The organism is Nocardia sp. NPDC050713 (genome assembly GCF_040654315.1).
Taxonomy (GTDB): domain Bacteria; phylum Actinomycetota; class Actinomycetes; order Mycobacteriales; family Mycobacteriaceae; genus Nocardia.
On record NZ_JBFAHS010000007.1, the window covers coordinates 1 to 15,410 of the forward strand.

At 69.3% G+C, this 15,410-nt stretch carries 15 protein-coding genes and 2 tRNA genes; 10 read left to right on the plus strand and 7 right to left on the minus strand.

The window, feature by feature from the left end:
- Nucleotides 1-202 precede the first annotated feature (202 nt).
- The 3 genes from AB0H49_RS15155 to AB0H49_RS15165 all read left to right on the plus strand — a co-directional run bounded on the left by AB0H49_RS15155 (nucleotide 203) and on the right by AB0H49_RS15165 (nucleotide 1,731).
- Complete coding sequence (locus AB0H49_RS15155; RefSeq protein ID WP_357251556.1) at nucleotides 203-1,006, plus strand: NAD(P)H-binding protein; 804 nt, start codon at nucleotides 203-205, stop codon at nucleotides 1,004-1,006.
- Between the two features lie 111 nt (nucleotides 1,007-1,117).
- On the plus strand, nucleotides 1,118-1,534 hold the full coding sequence (locus AB0H49_RS15160; RefSeq protein WP_357251559.1) for a hypothetical protein: 417 nt from the start codon (nucleotides 1,118-1,120) through the stop codon (nucleotides 1,532-1,534).
- Entirely contained in the window at nucleotides 1,531-1,731 is a 201-nt protein-coding gene (locus AB0H49_RS15165) for a DUF6186 family protein (protein WP_357251561.1), read from the plus strand. Before AB0H49_RS15160 ends, AB0H49_RS15165 begins: the two co-directional genes overlap by 4 nt.
- 208 nt (nucleotides 1,732-1,939) lie before the next feature.
- Here AB0H49_RS15165 and pepN read toward each other — a convergent pair whose 3' ends face one another.
- Nucleotides 1,940-4,528 carry an aminopeptidase N gene (pepN, locus tag AB0H49_RS15170; RefSeq protein ID WP_357251564.1) on the minus strand — a complete coding sequence of 863 codons (2,589 nt, stop codon included), beginning with the start codon at nucleotides 4,526-4,528 and terminating at the stop codon, nucleotides 1,940-1,942.
- Nucleotides 4,529-4,854: 326 nt separating this feature from the next.
- Here pepN and AB0H49_RS15175 point away from each other — a divergent pair, with 326 nt between their 5' ends.
- Nucleotides 4,855-5,685 (plus strand): phosphoribosylaminoimidazolesuccinocarboxamide synthase, encoded by an 831-nt coding sequence (locus tag AB0H49_RS15175; RefSeq protein WP_357251567.1) that lies wholly within the window; start codon nucleotides 4,855-4,857, stop codon nucleotides 5,683-5,685.
- 48 nt (nucleotides 5,686-5,733) lie between these two features.
- Here the strand turns inward: AB0H49_RS15175 and AB0H49_RS15180 are convergent, their stop codons facing one another.
- The 4 genes from AB0H49_RS15180 to AB0H49_RS15195 form a co-directional block, all read right to left on the minus strand.
- A complete protein-coding gene (locus AB0H49_RS15180; RefSeq protein WP_357251570.1) occupies nucleotides 5,734-6,219 on the minus strand; it encodes an NUDIX domain-containing protein in 486 nt (161 codons plus the stop codon).
- 279 nt (nucleotides 6,220-6,498) lie between these two features.
- Entirely contained in the window at nucleotides 6,499-7,731 is a 1,233-nt protein-coding gene (locus AB0H49_RS15185) for a DUF6596 domain-containing protein (protein ID WP_357251573.1), read from the minus strand.
- Nucleotides 7,728-8,129: a YciI family protein gene (locus AB0H49_RS15190; RefSeq protein ID WP_355000880.1), complete on the minus strand. Its 402-nt coding sequence runs from the start codon at nucleotides 8,127-8,129 to the stop codon at nucleotides 7,728-7,730. The genes AB0H49_RS15185 and AB0H49_RS15190 overlap by 4 nt, the downstream gene beginning before the upstream one ends.
- Before the next feature lie 106 nt (nucleotides 8,130-8,235).
- Entirely contained in the window at nucleotides 8,236-9,468 is a 1,233-nt protein-coding gene (locus tag AB0H49_RS15195) for an FAD-dependent oxidoreductase (RefSeq protein WP_357251577.1), read from the minus strand.
- Between the two features lie 180 nt (nucleotides 9,469-9,648).
- Here AB0H49_RS15195 and AB0H49_RS15200 point away from each other — a divergent pair, with 180 nt between their 5' ends.
- Nucleotides 9,649-10,290, plus strand: coding sequence for a disulfide bond formation protein DsbA (locus AB0H49_RS15200; RefSeq protein ID WP_357251580.1), 642 nt, complete (start codon nucleotides 9,649-9,651; stop codon nucleotides 10,288-10,290).
- Nucleotides 10,291-10,335: 45 nt separating this feature from the next.
- On the opposite strand, the gene AB0H49_RS15205 is transcribed toward AB0H49_RS15200, so the two are convergent.
- Nucleotides 10,336-11,232: a M48 family metallopeptidase gene (locus AB0H49_RS15205; protein ID WP_355001158.1), complete on the minus strand. Its 897-nt coding sequence runs from the start codon at nucleotides 11,230-11,232 to the stop codon at nucleotides 10,336-10,338.
- A gap of 728 nt (nucleotides 11,233-11,960) precedes the next feature.
- Between AB0H49_RS15205 and AB0H49_RS15210 the strand changes: the two genes are divergently transcribed.
- The gene (locus AB0H49_RS15210; RefSeq protein ID WP_357251583.1) at nucleotides 11,961-12,434 is read left to right on the plus strand and encodes a ribose-5-phosphate isomerase; all 474 of its coding nucleotides are present in this window, start codon (nucleotides 11,961-11,963) and stop codon (nucleotides 12,432-12,434) included.
- A gap of 14 nt (nucleotides 12,435-12,448) precedes the next feature.
- Nucleotides 12,449-13,246, plus strand: coding sequence for a DNA-formamidopyrimidine glycosylase family protein (locus AB0H49_RS15215; protein WP_357251586.1), 798 nt, complete (start codon nucleotides 12,449-12,451; stop codon nucleotides 13,244-13,246).
- 48 nt (nucleotides 13,247-13,294) lie between these two features.
- Here the strand turns inward: AB0H49_RS15215 and AB0H49_RS15220 are convergent, their stop codons facing one another.
- Nucleotides 13,295-14,251 (minus strand): GGDEF domain-containing protein, encoded by a 957-nt coding sequence (locus AB0H49_RS15220; protein ID WP_141812251.1) that lies wholly within the window; start codon nucleotides 14,249-14,251, stop codon nucleotides 13,295-13,297.
- Between the two features lie 673 nt (nucleotides 14,252-14,924).
- Between AB0H49_RS15220 and AB0H49_RS15225 the strand changes: the two genes are divergently transcribed.
- The 3 genes from AB0H49_RS15225 to AB0H49_RS15235 all read left to right on the plus strand — a co-directional run bounded on the left by AB0H49_RS15225 (nucleotide 14,925) and on the right by AB0H49_RS15235 (nucleotide 15,403).
- Nucleotides 14,925-14,995, plus strand: a tRNA-Gly gene (locus AB0H49_RS15225).
- A 47-nt stretch (nucleotides 14,996-15,042) separates the two neighbouring features.
- Nucleotides 15,043-15,119: transfer RNA gene (locus tag AB0H49_RS15230), tRNA-Pro, on the plus strand.
- A gap of 44 nt (nucleotides 15,120-15,163) precedes the next feature.
- Complete coding sequence (locus AB0H49_RS15235; protein ID WP_357251590.1) at nucleotides 15,164-15,403, plus strand: hypothetical protein; 240 nt, start codon at nucleotides 15,164-15,166, stop codon at nucleotides 15,401-15,403.
- The last annotated feature ends 7 nt before the right edge of the window (nucleotides 15,404-15,410 follow it).

Consider the following 15,410-nt stretch of genomic DNA (forward strand, 5'->3'; position numbering starts at 1 on the left):
GTGGGCCTCTTGGTGTTTGTTTTGAGTGGGGGGGCTCGTTTTCGCTCCCCCGCTCTGGGCCCCCCCCCCCCCCCGCCCCTGGGGGGCCCCGGCGCCCCCGCGGTGGGGGGGGGCCCCCCCGCCGCTCGCGTTTCCGGGTGTGCCTGCGTCGCTGCGGAATTGGGGGTTGTCGCGAGCGGCGGAGTGCGAGCACCTTGGGAAGATGAAGATTCTTGTCACGGGAGCGACCGGCAACATCGGACGGATGGTAGTGGACCACCTGCTCGCGGGCGGCGCGACGGACGTGCGTGCGCTGTCGAACCATCCCGAGCGCGCGGCGTTCCCCGCGGGTGTCGAGGTCGCGCACGGTTATCTGCGGCGGCTGTCCTCGCTGCCCGCCGCCTTCGAGGGTGTCGACCGCATGTATCTCGCGCCGGTGCTGGAGACGGTGAACGAGGTGGTGGAGCTGGCGAAGGCGGCGGGCATCCGGCATATCGTGGATCTGTCGGGTGACGCGTCCACCGACTGGCAGCCCATCGCGAAGGCCGTCGAGGGTTCCGGCCTGGACTGGACCCACCTGTACGCCGGTGAGTTCACCGAGAACGCCACCATCTGGGCCGGACAGATCAAAGCCTCGGACGAGATCCGCGATCCGCACCCGGACGCCGCGAACGCGCCACTCACCATGGACGACATCGCCCGCGTCGCGGCGAAGGTGCTGCTCACCGAGGGGCACGCGGGCAAAACCTATGAGCTGACGGGCCCGGAGACGCTCACCAGGGCCGAGAAGATCCGCGCCATCGGCGCCGCCCTCGGACGGGACCTCACCGTCGTTCAGCTGCCACGTGACGAAGCCATCCGGCTGCTCGAACCGGATATGGGGGAGTACGCGCAGTGGTACGTCGACGGGATCGCGAGCATGGTCGAACACCCGCAACAGGCCACGACCGTGATCGCGGACCTCACCGGCGCACCGGCCACCACCTTCGCGCAGTGGGCGCGGGACAACGTCGACCTGTTCCGCTGAGCCGGGCGGCTCAGCCGCCGGTGGGCGGAAACCGCCGAAGCCGATCGGTTCTGCGGAGTGGCGGCAGCGCCACGTGGCGCTCCGGGTCTGTCGTGGTCGTATCCTGCGACGATGGCAGCGGAGTCGACGCCGGGAGCGCGTCCGTCGAGCGGATGGCGCGTGCTCGCTGTTGTCTGCGTCGTCGCGGTGGCGGCGGTCGGGTCCGTAACTCGACCGTTCGGCTGGGCCGCGACAGTGCTGGTGGTGGTCGTCGGCGTGGCCGTATTGATCCGGGCCATCCGTTCCCGGAGCTCGGTGCGGCCGAAGGACCCGCCGCTGCGCCGCGGCACCGCGATGTGGTCCGCGCTGCTGCTCGCGATCGCCGGATGGGAGGCGTATGCCTTTGTGCGCCAACCGGATTGGACTAAGCCCAGCGACCAGCATCCGACTCTCTCGACCCTGCTCGATCCGGGTCTGGAACAGGGCCCGCTGCGCTTCGCGGGCTGGCTGGTCTGGTTGGCCGTCGGCTGCTGGCTGGCGACGCGATGACCGAGCGCGCCATCGTCATCGCGGGTTTCGTCGCCCTCTTCGCGCTAGCCCTCGGCCTGACCGCGCTCGCTCATCTCCGCCGGGATCTGATCACCCCGCTGACCGAAGTGGCTGCCGCCGCCCTCGACCACCGCTCGGTGCGCATTCTCGCGGTGCTCTGCTGGGCGTGGCTCGGCTGGCACTTCCTCGCTCGCTGAACATCCCCGCCGACCTGACGTAGATCAGCTCGGGATGCCGTGCCCGGCGCGGCGCGCTGAACCTTCGGCCAAGCGGGGGCGCACAGGGATCGCACGCCGCGCATTGGTGGCGGCTGAGGCGTTCAAACGGTGGGCCCGACGGCTTCCACTGCGGCGAGGCCGACGGATTGCGTCCGGAGGAGATGTGGTCTCCTCCGGACGATCCGGACTATCGTGCGTCGAACGCCCGCGCGCGCAGCGAGCGTTCGATGCCCGCCTTGCCCTCGGAGACCAGGCGGCGCAGGGCGGGCGGGTGATTCCCGGCGAGGAACTTGTCCGCGACAGCGACCGCGTCGTCGGTGATCTCCCACGCCGGGTACAGGCCGACGACAACCGTCTGCGCGACCTCGCTGGAGCGCCGCTCCCACACCGCGGGGATCTCGGCGAAGTACCGCTCGACGAACGAGCCGAGCAGCTCGCCCTGACCGGCCGGTGCGAAGCCGCCGACGATCGCGCGGGCGGTGATGTTGGGCAGCGAGTCGTCGTCCATCACCCGGGTCCACGCCTGTTCCTTGACCTCGGCGATCGGCCGCGCGGTCGCCGCGGCCGCGGCCTGGCGCTTGCCCGCCGCGGTCGGGTCGTTGGCGAGCTCGCGGTCGATGGTCGGAGAAGCCGTGCCCTCGGCGTCGATCTCGCCCGCCGCGGCGAGCGCGCTGACCAGCCGCCAGCGCAGATCCGTGTCGACCACGAGTCCGCCGAGACCGACCGAGGCCGGATCGCCGTCGAGCAGTTCGCGCAGCACCTCGGTGTGCCAGGCCGACAGCCGCGCGCCGGTCAGCGCGTTGACGAAGGCGAGCTGGTGGTCCGAGCCAGGCTCGGCTTCGCGCGCCAATTCCAGCAGGCGGTCGGCGAATTCGGGCCAGCCCACCGAAGCCGCCCACGCGGGATCGGCGTAGCTGCCGATCGCGGTGTGCGCCTGCATGAGCAGCCGCTGCACCACGCCGATCTCGGTTTCCGCGCCGACGCCGCGCTGCACGAGCGCGACGAAATCGCGGGCCTTGAACTCGGCCTGCCTGGTCATCTCCCACGCGGCCGACCAGGCCAGCGTGCGGGGGAGCGGCTCGGCGATGTCGGCGATGCGGTTGACGAGCACGTCGAGCGAGTCGGCGTCCAGCCGCACCGAGCAGTAGGTCAGGTCGTCGTCGTTGACCAGCACGAACTTGCCGCGCGGTACGCCGACCAGCTCGGGCACCTCGGTGCGTTCGGCGGCATCGAGATCCAGCTCGACGCGATGGGTGCGGACCAGCTTGCCGTCCTGGTCGTCGTAGACGCCGACCGCGAGCCGGTGCACGCGCCGCTCGCCCGCGCCGGGGGCCGCGCCTTCCTGGACGACCGCGAAGGAACCGAACTTGCCGTCGGCGTCGACCTGGAAGTCGGGCCGCAGGATGTTGAGGCCGGTGGTCTTGAGCCACTGCGAGCCCCAGGTCGACAGGTCGCGGCCGGAAGACTTCTCCAGCGCGGTCAGCAAGTCGTCGAAAGTGGCGTTGCCGTAGGCGTGCTCGGCGAAGTAGTCGCGCAGACCCGCCAGGAACGGCTCCAGCCCGACGTAGGCCACCAACTGCTTGAGCACGCTCGCGCCCTTGGCGTAGGTGATGCCGTCGAAGTTGACCTCCACCGCGGCGAGGTCCGGGATGTCGGCCGCGATCGGGTGCGTCGACGGCAGTTGATCCTGCCGGTACGCCCAGGACTTCTCCACGTTGGCGAAGGTGGTCCAGGCGTTGGTGTACTCGGTGGCCTCGGACTGGCACAGCACCGAGGCGAAGGTGGCGAACGACTCGTTCAGCCACAGGTCGTCCCACCACTTCATGGTGACCAGGTCGCCGAACCACATGTGCGCCATCTCGTGCAGCACGGTCTCGGCGCGGCGCTCGTAGGACGCGCGGGTCACCTTGGAACGGAAGACGTAGTCCTCCAGGAAGGTCACCGCGCCCGCGTTCTCCATCGCGCCCGCGTTGAACTCCGGTACGAACAGCTGGTCGTATTTGCCGAAGGCGTAGGGCACGCCGAAGTTGGCGTGGTAGAAGCCGAAACCCTGCTTGGTCTCGGTGAAGAGGCGGTCGGCGTCCATGTGCTCGGCCAGCGACGCGCGGCAGTAGATGCCGAGCGGGATCGAGCCGTGCTCGTCGGTGTAGGTGTCGGTCCACTTCGCGTACGGGCCAGCGATCATGGCGACCAGGTAGGTGCTCATTCGCGGCGTGGTGGCGAAGGTGTGCACGGCGAGCCCGCCGGATTCCCGCTTGCCGCCCGCACCATTGGAGACGACTTCCCAGTCGGCGGGCGCGGTGGCGGTGATGTCGAAGGTGGCCTTCAGGTCCGGCTGGTCGAAGCAGGCGAACATGCGCTTGGCGTCGGCGGTTTCGAACTGCGAGTACAGGTAGACCTTGTCGTCCGTGGGATCGACGAACCGGTGCAAGCCCTCGCCGGTGTGCGAGTACACGCAGTCCGCCTCGACGACCAGTTCGTTGCGCTCGGCCAGGTTGTGCAAGGCGATGCCCTTGGCCTCGTCGTAGTCGGAGATGTCGAGCGGGGTGCCGTTGAGCACCGCCGAACGCACGCCGGCCGCGACGATGTCGATGAAAGTGCTCGCGCCCGGCGTCGCGGTGAAGGTCACGGTGGACTTCGAGCCGAACGTCTCGCCGACCGCGCCGTCGGTGCCGGTCGGCTGGTCGGTGAGATCGAGTTCGATGCGGTAGTTCTCGACGCTGACCGTGGCGGCGCGCTCGATCGCCTGGTCGCGGGTGAGATTCGGGGCAGACATGGAACTCCTTCGCTCTTCGACGAACACGGCACGGTGCGAGCTCGCGGCGGGATCGCCCACCGGGAGCGCGACAGCGTCCACAATGCCACCGGGCGGGACCGCCCGCGCGGAACTTTCTCGGCCAACCCTAGTGGGCACAGCCGGACGAAGTCGGTCCCTCGACTGCGCATGGCCGGGACGAATACCGACTGATGGGCGCATGCGGCCGCTAGCGAGACCAATGCACGCGGCCGCCGGGCGGAGGCGGCGGCAACGGGCCGGACGCGGCGCGGCGGTATCGTTCCTGTGCAGCGCAGACACACATCCACGGATTCGGAGGCTCCACGTTGAAGCATGTGCACGCCGGTAAGGTGCGCGACCTGTACGAGGACGGCGACACGTTGCTGCTGGTGGCCTCCGATCGGGTCTCGGTGTACGACGTGGTGCTGCCGACGCCGATCCCGGAGAAGGGCGCGCTGCTGACGCAGCTGTCGAACTGGTGGTTCCAGTTCTTCGCCGACGTGCCCAATCACGTGCTGTCCACCACCGACGTCCCCGCGGAGTTCGCGGGCCGCGGCGTGCGGGTCAAGCCGCTGAAGATGGTGCACGTGGAGTGCATCGCGCGCGGCTACCTCACCGGCTCGGGTCTGAAGGAGTACGAGCGCACCGGCACCGTGTCCGGCGTCGCGCTCCCGCCCGGCCTGCGCGACGGCGACAAGCTGCCCGAGCCGATCTTCACCCCCACCAGCAAGGCGTCCGAGGGTCACGACGAGCCGATCACCTTCGCCGACGTGGTGAACCAGGAGGGCCGCGAGGTCGCCGAGCAACTGCGCGATCGCACCCTCGACATCTACCTGCGCGGCGCCGAGCACGCCGCGAGCAAGGGCGTCATCATCGCCGACACGAAAGTCGAATTCGGCTGGGACGGTGACGTTCTCACCCTCGGCGACGAGGTGCTCACCTCCGACTCCTCGCGCTTCTGGCCCGCCGATCAGTGGGAGCCCGGCCACCCGCAGCCCTCCTTCGACAAGCAGTTCGTCCGGGACTGGTCCACCTCGACCGGCTGGGACAAGGAGCCTCCGGGTCCGGAGATTCCGGCCGACATCGTGGCGGCGACTCGCCGCAAGTATCAGGAGGCGTTCGAGCTCATCACCGGCGTGAAGTGGGCCTCGGCCTGAGTTCTGGCCAGGCTCCGCGTTTTCAGGGCCGAGCGTCGTCGGTCCGGTTCAGGTCTCGGTTTCCGCGCGCAGGTGTTCGGTGAGGCGGTCCAGGTAGGGCCGCTGCCCGCCGATCAGTTTGTCGTGAGCGGTCGCCAGATCGAACCATTCGGCGCGGTCGATCTCGGGGAAGGCGACGAGACGGCCGGAGTGCGGCGGCCATTCCATCTCGAAGGTGCCGGGGTCGAGTTGGGCGGGATCGAGGTCGCCCTCCACGGCCCACGCGACGAGCCGCTTGCGCCCGCTGCTGTACCGGACCTCGCCCAGCGGGATCCATTCTCCTTCCGGCGCGGGCAATCCCAGCTCTTCGGTGAATTCGCGGCGGGCAGCCAGCGCGGCGTCCTCGGTGTCCGGGTCGTATTCGCCTTTGGGGATCGACCAGGCCGCGTTGTCTTTGCGCGCCCAGAAGGGCCCGCCCATGTGGCCGAGCAGGACTTCGGGATCGCCCGACGTGGTGCGAAACAGGAGTACGCCCGCGCTGAATGTCGCTGTCACACCAGCAGTCTGCCGCGCCACTCGACCGGAGCGCCCGATGGTCGGAGGTCGTGTCGGCAGCGATGTGGTGCGGCTTGGACCGCCTATGGGAGGGTCGTGTGGCGCCGGTGCTCCCGGTGCGGTGCGGACCATTCACACGAGTGCCGCGAACCGCGCGCCTTGAACCGAGATCGGCCCGGGCGCAGTCGCGGGATACCGGCGCACAGAGTTGCTCAGCGCTGCGAGGCGGTCTCGCGGTGCAGCTGCGGGACTCCGACGCGCAGAGCACTCAGAGCCCGGTCAGCGTTTCGCGGCGGTCTCTTGGCGCAGTCGCGCCGCACGCAGCGTCAGATAATCCCGCTCCGGCACACTCGTGGTCCGGCGGGCCGCCGCAGTGTAGTGCGCGACGGCAACCGGATACTCACCCGCCATCTCGTGCAGGTGCCCGCGCACCGCGTCCAGCCGATGACCAGCACCCGCGAGCGGCTCCTCGAGGGTGTCGATCAGCGCCAGCCCCGCCGACGGACCGTGCACCATCGCGACCGCGACGGCTCGGTTCAGCGTGACCACCGGATTCGGCGCGATGCGTTCGAGCAGGTTGTACAGCGCCAGGATTCGCGGCCAGTCGGTGTCCTCCGCACGCGGCGCCTGCCCGTGCACGGCCGCGATCGCCGCCTGCACTTGGTAGGCGCCGGTGAGTCCATGCGACAGGGTGCCGGTGACCAGTCGCACGCCCTCGGTGATCATCGCTCGATCCCATCGACCTCGTTGCTGCTCGGCCAGCGGAATCAGCTCGCCGTGCGGACCGACGCGGGCGGCACGGCGAGCGTCGGTCAGCAGCATGAGCGCCAGCAGACCGGTGACCTCGACGTCGTCGGGCAGCAGCCGGTGCACGGCGCGGGTCAGCCGGATCGCCTCGCCGGAGAGGTCGGTTCGCTGCAATTCGGCGCCCGACGTAGTGGTGTGCCCTTCGTTGAAGATCAGATACAACACGTGCAGCACCGAGCCGAGTCGCTCTCGCCACTCGGCGGCATCGGGCCTGACGAATGGACGATCGAGCGCGGCGAGGCGCTTCTTGGCCCGCGCGATGCGCTGGGCCGTGGTCGGTTCCGGCAGCAGGAAGGCGCGCGCGATCTCCGTTGTGGTGAGTCCGCCGACCGCCCGCAGCGTCAACGCGATCGCACTCGCCGAGGACAACGCGGGGTGGCAGCACAGGAAGAACATCGCCAGGGTGTCGTCCCGGTCGACGGTCTCGGTGTCCGGCACCTCGCGCTCGAAAACAGTTGCCTCCCTGCGCCGCCGCGCCGCTTCGGCGCGCACCACGTCCGCCATCCTGCGCTGCGCGACCTGGACGAGCCAGCCGCGCGGATTGTCCGGCAGCCCCGCCGCGGGCCACTGGGTCGCGGCGGCGAGCAGGGCCTCCTGGACGGCGTCCTCGGCGGTGTCGAAGTCGCCGAAACGGCGCACCAGGACGCCGAGGACCTGGGGGGCCAGTTCGCGCAGCAGGGCCTCGGCGTCGGAGGACAGGGTCACAGCTCGGCGGCGGGAGCGCTCATCACCGCGCGCACTTCGATGTACTCGCCGATCGGCTTTCCGCCGGGGCCGGGCGCGGCCGAGGCCTGGGCGGCGATCTGCAACGCGCGTTCGGGGCTGTCCACGTCGACGAGCCAGTACCCCGCCAGGAATTCCTTGGTCTCGGGGAACGGGCCGTCGGTGATCACCGGGGCGGAGCGGCCGTCGGCGCTGACGATGCGCGCACTCTCCGGTCCCGCCAAGCCTTGCGCGTCGACCAGCTCGCCCGATTTCGCCAGTTCCTCGCCCAGCGCACGCTGAAAGTCGATGTGCGCCTCGAGGTCCTCCGGCTCCCACTCCGAGATCGGGGTGTCGCAGTAGGCGGCTTCGCTGTAGGTCTTGATCAGCATGTACTTCATGGTCGGCTCCTCGCGGATCGGCGCGCCCCTTCGGCGCTCTCGTAGGTAGGTCGGAGCGGGGCGCGCCTCTTCGACACATCGCTCACGCGAGGTTCAGTGATCTGGATCACAGTGACGTCGAGGTGTCTGCCAGGCGGTCGGGGTCGGCCGGCTCGCCCGCGGTGATCAGCTCCTTGATCCGGTCGGTCACGTCCCACACGTTGACGTTCATGCCCGCGAGCACGCGATTCTCCGAGTCCAACCAGAACGCGACGAACTCGCGCTGGTCCAGATCGCCGCGTACCACGACCCGCTCGTACCCGCCGGGCGCGGCGTAGCCGGTGTACTCCATGCCGAGGTCGTACTGATCGGTGAAGAAGTAGGGCAGCCGGTCGTAGGTCGCCGACTTGCCGAGCATGGTCGCCGCCGCGACCGCGGGCTGGTTGAGCGCGTTGGCCCAGTGCTCCACCCGGATGCGGCGGTCGAGCCGCGGATGCTGCTGTTCGGCGATGTCCCCCACGGCGACGATGTCCGGATCGCTGGTGACCAGGCTCGCGTCGACGAGCACGCCCTTGTCCACCTCGAGTCCCGCCTCGGCGGCGAGCTCGATATTCGGCTTGGCGCCGACCGCGACCAGCACCGCGTCGGCGGCGACGGTTGTCCCGTCGGCCAGCCGCAGCCCGTCGGCGATCGCCGTCGCGATCCCGTCGTGCGTGGTGATCTCCTCGACTTGGGCGCCGAGGCGTAGATCGACGCCGTGCGCCCGGTGCAGGTCGGCGAAGACCGCGCCCATCTCGGGTCCGAGCGCGCCGAGCAGCGGCTGTTCGGCGGTCTCCACGATGGTGACGTCCATCTCGGCGGCGCGGGCGGCCGCCGCGACCTCGAGACCGATCCAGCCCGCGCCGATGATCGCGAGCCGGTCGCTCTGGCCGAACAGGCCGATGAGGGTGTCGGAGTCCTCGATAGAGCGCAGCGTGTAGACGTTGGGGGTGTCGGCTCCGGGCAGCGACAACGTGCGCGGCGTGGATCCGGTGGCCAGCGCGAGTTTGTCGTAGGCGAGCGTGGAGCCGTCCGGCAGCGTGATCGTCTTGGCGTCCCGATCGATCGCGCTGACGGTCGTGCCGAGCAGCAGGTCCACATTGTGGTCGCGGTACCACTGCGCCGGATTCACGGTGAAGTCCGCGAGCTGCTTCTTGCCGAACAGATGTTCCTTGGACAGCGGCGGTCGTTCGTACGGCAGGTGCTCCTCGGCGCTGACCAGGGTGATCTTCCCGTCGAAGTCGTTGTCGCGCAAGGCTTCCGCCAGCTTGGCCGCGGCAAGTCCACCGCCCACGATCACGAAACGCCGCTCCGAGGTCATTTGCGGACTCCTTCTCGGGAGGAAACGCGTGCCCAGTCGAGCCTACTGTCGGCGGGTGTTCCGCAACGCCGTATCCGGACATCGGTTCGGGGCGGGAACGAATCGTCCGGCGGCGTGGTTGGTTCCGGATGACGGCGCTCGCGCGCCGCGCTTCTTGCATGCGATCGAGAGGAACGACCCGTGACCGACACGGCCGAGAAGAACGTCGCCGATTTCTGGTTCGACCCGCTGTGCCCTTGGTGTTGGATCACTTCCCGCTGGATCTTGGAGGTCGAGCAGGTCCGCGACATCGAGGCGCGCTTCCACGTGATGAGCCTCGCGGTGCTGAACGAGGGCCGCGATCTGCCCGAGCAGTACCGCGAACTGATGAACAGCGGTTGGGGTCCGGTGCGCGTCGCCATCGCCGCCGCCAAGGACCACGGCGACAAGGTGCTCGCCCCGCTCTACACCGCGATGGGCAGCCGCATCCACGATCGCAAGGCCGAATACGAGCGGCCGACCATGCAGGAGAGCCTGGCCGCGGTGATCGCCGACGCGCTCGCCGAGGTGGGCCTGCCCGCGGAGCTCGCGAAGGCCGCCGAGAGCACCGAGTACGACGAGGCGCTGCGCAAGAGCCATCACGAGGGCATGGACAAGGTTGGCCAGGACGTCGGCACCCCGACCATCCACGTCAACGGAGTGGCGTTCTTCGGTCCAGTGCTCTCGCGCATTCCGCGCGGCGAGGACGCGGGCAAGGTCTGGGACGGCGTCGTCGCGCTGGCCTCCTACCCGCACTTCTTCGAACTCAAGCGGACCAGGACCGAGGACCCGGTCTTCGACTGAACGCGAAACCGGGCGCCGCGCGTTCGCGGCGCCCGGCTCGTCGGCTCAGGGCACCGGCTTCGGCGGCAGACTCGGCACCTCGCCGTACGGGCCATACGGCACGGCGCCCATCGGCGGCTGCGGGCTCGGGCGCAGGAAGAGCTTTCCGTGCCTGCTGCGGTCGCGCAGCGCCCACATCCGCCAGGTCAGCACCGGGTGCGAGGACAGGGCGTTGACGAACCAGACGAACCCGCCCTTCTCGGTCGCGGCGCGGTCGGCCATCTCGTCGAAGCCGACGAGGGTGTTCATGTACTTGCCCGCCGCCAGCGTGCCCATGGCCGCGGCCGCGCCGGTGTGCCGGTTGCAGTAGCCGTGGTTGTCGGCGGTGTACTCCTGCGAACGGATCAGCGAACTGCCCAGGATCGGCAGAAACGGCACGAGGAACATGCCCAGCTGTCGCCAGTACGAGGTGTGTCCGGCGGCGATGTGGCCGACCTCGTGGCCGATGATGAACGCGAGCGCGTCGGGTTCGCGTGCCTTGCCGCCGATTTCGAACAGGTCGCTGTAGACGACGACGAAGCGCCGGAAGCCGTGCCCGGAGGCGAAGGCGTTGATCTGGCCGTTGCCGAGCACCACATAGGCGTCGGGTACCTTCGCCATACCCAACCGGGCCGCCGCCTCGACCACCATCTGATAGCCCTCGGGGAACTGCGTCGGCGACATCTTCACGCCGTTCACCCGCTGCGACGCGTAGTTGATACCGCGCCCCACCCAGACCAGGATCGGCGCGAAGACGAGCAACAGCAGATAGTCGCTCGGCACCGCGCCGTCGGCGAGCACCACGACGAGCATGACGATGGCGATCAGGTAGGCGACCGTCGTGCACACCACCACCAGGACGAGCAGCGGGATCTCCCAGCTGTGCCTGGCGGGCATCCCGAACGGGGAGAGGCCGCGCGGCATGTTCTTCGGCGGTACGGGGGGTGGTGCGCCGTAGGGCGTCATCGGACCGGCGCCGTAGGGGGACGTGGGCTGAGCGCCGTAGGGCGAGGTGGATCCAGTGCCGGGAGGCGGCGTCGGCTGGGCGCCGTGAGGCGACGTGGATCCAGCGCCGTAGGGCGAGGTGGATCCAGTGCCGGGAGGCGGCGTCGTTGGGGTGCCGTGAGGCGACGTGGATCCAGCGCCGTAGGGCGAGGTGGATCCGGCGCCGGGAGGCGGCGTCGGCTGGGCGCCGTAAGGCGACGTGGACCCAGCGCCGTAGGGCGAGGTGGCCCCGGCGTCGTGAGGGGGTGTGGATCCAGCGTCGTAGGGTGACGTGGGTTCAGTGCTGTAAGGCTTCGAAGTCTCGGTGCCGTAGGCCGGTTGGGCGCCGGTGTGCTGTGGTATCGCCGAGCCGGGCTGCGGCGGTTGCTGTTCCTGCCCCCACCCGCTCGGCGGCGCGTACGGGGATTCCGGCTGGTCGGCTCGGTCCGGCGGCGTCGGTTCGTGCGGCTGCATGGAATGCACTCTATTCATCGGTAGGGGCGGGGTTCTCGCGTCCGAGGGCCAGCGCCGCTGTGCTGTCGGACACTCGCTGGTCAGTGCCCGCGGGCACGCCTCGTGTCAGCAGATTCGCGCCGGACGGCGCTGGTGTTGATGGCGGACGGTGCCCACCCGGATCGGCTGTCGCGCGGCCTGACAGAATCGCAGCCATGCGCGTATACCTGGGTGCCGACCATGCCGGTTTCGAACTGAAGAATCACGTCAAGGCCCATCTCCAGCAGGCGGGCCACGAGGTCGTCGACTGCGGCGCCCTCGAGTACGACGCCCTGGACGACTACCCCGCCTTCTGCATCGAAGCGGCTCGTCGCACCGTCGCCGATCCGGGCAGCCTCGGCCTGGTCTTCGGCGGCAGCGGCAACGGCGAGCAGATCGCCGCGAACAAGGTGCCCGGCGCCCGCTGCGCCCTCGCCTGGAGCGTGGAGACCGCGAAGCTGGCCCGCGAGCACAACAACGCGCAGCTGATCGGCATCGGCGGCCGCATGCACTCCACCGAGGAGGCGCTGGCCATCGTCGACGCGTTCGTCTCCCAGCCGTGGTCCGAGGAGGAGCGCCACCAGCGCCGCATCGACATCCTGGCCGAGTACGAGAAGACCGGTGTCGCTCCCGCCGTCCCGGCGTACTGAGGTCACGTCGACGAATGCCTGAAGGGCACACGCTGCACCGCCTGGCGAACCAGCATCAGCAAGCCTTCGCCGGCGGTGTGGTGCGGGTGTCGAGTCCGCAGGGCCGGTTCGCCGACGGCGCCGCGCTGGTGGACGGACAGCGACTCGTGCGCTCGGAGGCGCACGGCAAACACCTGCTGCATCACTACGAATCGGGCCTCGCGGTGCACGTGCATCTCGGGCTCTACGGCAAGTTCTACGACTCGGAACCACCAATGGGCGTGCCCGTCGGGCAGGTCAGGATGCGGATGGTCGGCGACGACTTCGGCACGGATCTGCGCGGTCCCGCGGCCTGCGAGGTGCTGCTGCCGCCGGAGGTCGAGGCGCTGACCGACCGCCTCGGCGCCGACCCGCTGCGTCCCGACGCCGATCCGGACCGCGCCTTCGCGCGAATCCGCCGTTCCCGCAGGCCGATCGGCGCGCTGCTGATGGACCAGAGCGTGATCGCCGGTGTCGGCAACGTCTACCGCGCCGAAGTGCTCTTCCGGCACGGTATTTCGCCCTACCGTCCCGGCGTCGACCTGAGTGCCGAAGAGTGGAGCGCCCTTTGGTCGGATCTGGTCGAGCTGATGCCCGTGGGCGTGGCGACCGGACGTATGCACGTCGTCCGTCCCGAGCACGATCACGGCGAACCGTCCTACGCCCCCGACCGTCCGCGCACCTACGTCTACCGCCGCCTCGGCTCGGATTGCCGGGTGTGTGCCGAGCCGGTTGCTCACGCGGTGCTGGAAGGTCGCAACCTCTTCTGGTGTCCCACCTGCCAGCCGAGCTGAACTCCTTCGGCAGCGTCACCCCCGCCCGCGGACGCGGTTTGCGGGGGTTCAGCCGGCGACGGCCGCGTCTATCTCCGGTTCGTCGGAATCGGAGAACGCGAACCGTCGCCCGCCCGCCGTCTTGGCCGAGTACATCGCCCGATCGGCGCGCCGCAGCAGATCGGTGAAGTCGCACGGGGCGCCCGGCGGGTTGTAGGCGGTGCCCACACTCGCCGAGACCGGCACCGGACCCGCCGACGACCACACCGGGTCGCGCAGCGCTCCCACGATGCGGTTGGCGATCTCGGTGAGGGTCTTGCCGTCCCGGTTCACCGCCAGCACGAACTCGTCACCGCCGTACCGGCAGATCACCGTGTCGGGCGGGCAGACCTCACGCAGCCGGTTGGCCAGTTCGACGAGCACCTCGTCGCCGACCGCGTGCCCGTATCCGTCGTTGATCTGCTTGAACCGGTCCAGGTCGATGAGCAGCAGCCCCACGCAGCTGTTCGGGTCGGTGGCCATGCGGCGCACCTGGTCCTGGAGCAAGGTCCGGTTGGCCAGGTCGGTCAGCGCGTCGTGGGTGGCCTCGTGGCGGAGCCGATGCTGGAGGGCGGCGATCTCCTGCACCCGCAGCGACACCTTGGCCGAAAGACTTTGCTCCTGCTGGGCCAGCGCTCGCTCCTGCAGGGCCTGGGCGTAGCTGTCGATGGCCTGGCTGGCCACGAACGGCCAGCGGGTCGCCACCAACGAGCCCGGCCTGCCGGAGGGGAAGCCGAGCAGCCAGCGACTGGCCTGCGCGAGCATCCTGGTCCGCTCGAACGGCGGCTCGGCGAGGCGAGCGCCCAGCATCCGCGCCTCCGGCACCGGGAAGGGCTCGTGCCTGGCCAGATACAGCAGCCGTTCGACCAGCTCGATCAGAACAGGTTCCAGCTGATGCGGCGTCGTGTGCGAGCCGGGTTCGGAGCACACGGCCCGTGCCCAGGCGCGACACATCGCGGCGACTGGCGGTTCGATGTCGGTCGCCATCGCATTCACCGACCGTGGGCAACGTCGGTACCCGGGTGCCCTGTGCGCACACAGGTGCCGGCCTCACCCCGATCACTACTGCTACGCGGTTGTGTCCACCTCGCTCGGCGCACGCTCACCGCCCCCTTTCCAGATACCCCCGTCCGGCAAAAAGGATCCTAGCAAGCCACTCGGCACTGAAAAACGGCGTTTTACAACGAGTTTTCGATGCCTCGCGAATGGCGATCGGATGTGTGATCGTTCCAGCGGCGCGGATGTTACACATGAGTTTTCGTTCGCTGGAGAGTCGCGGGTCGACGCGCCGGGAGTGTGCTGAAACGGGGGTCCTGCTCGAAGGGGCGTAGGCCAACGCGTCGGCGGGCCCGGGGACACCGGTTCCGGCCCGAATCCGGCGGCACGGTGGGCTCCACATGGAGCGGATCGAGGCTCGGCGCGGGACGCTGCAACTCGAGAGCTGGGATCGCACATACGGTCCATACGTCACGCAGAGGCGGTGCCTGTGTGTCGCGTGCGAAAGCTGTGTGCGACTTGTTCGGCCACCCACGCGCGGTGATCAGGGGCGACGGCCGATGGCGCAGCGCGTGTACGGGGGCGATTGGCGTTTCCCGAACCGGATTCGGTACAGTGCGTGGTGCACACGACATCGTGGCGATCCCATCGATGTCGTATGCCTGCGGGTGTAGTTCAATGGTAGAACCTCAGCCTTCCAAGCTGATGGTGCGGGTTCGATTCCCGTCACCCGCTCAACGCAAGATTCATACTCGTCGGCGGCCCCCGCCACCGCGAGGCCTCGGGGTGTAGCGCAGCTTGGTAGCGCATCCGCTTTGGGAGCGGAGGGTCGCAGGTTCAAATCCTGTCACCCCGACCAGTTTTCGACCTCCCGGCCCGATCGGGATCGGTACCCTGATCGCCGTGGTGGATGCGATGGGGCACGGCCCCACCCAGTTTCAGAAGCCCTGGCCGCCCGACGCGACCCCGGGGATCGTGACGGAGAGCGGGCGGGTCTTCCATCGTGGCGTCGATTGTCCCGGATATCGGCAGGGTGTCGAGAACTCGCGTCGACTCGGCAGACGGATCGCGCCGGTCGAACAGGTGACCTCGGTCGAGGCGCGTCGTCGTGGCAAGGGCGTGTGCAACAAGTGCTGGGCGTAGGGGATTC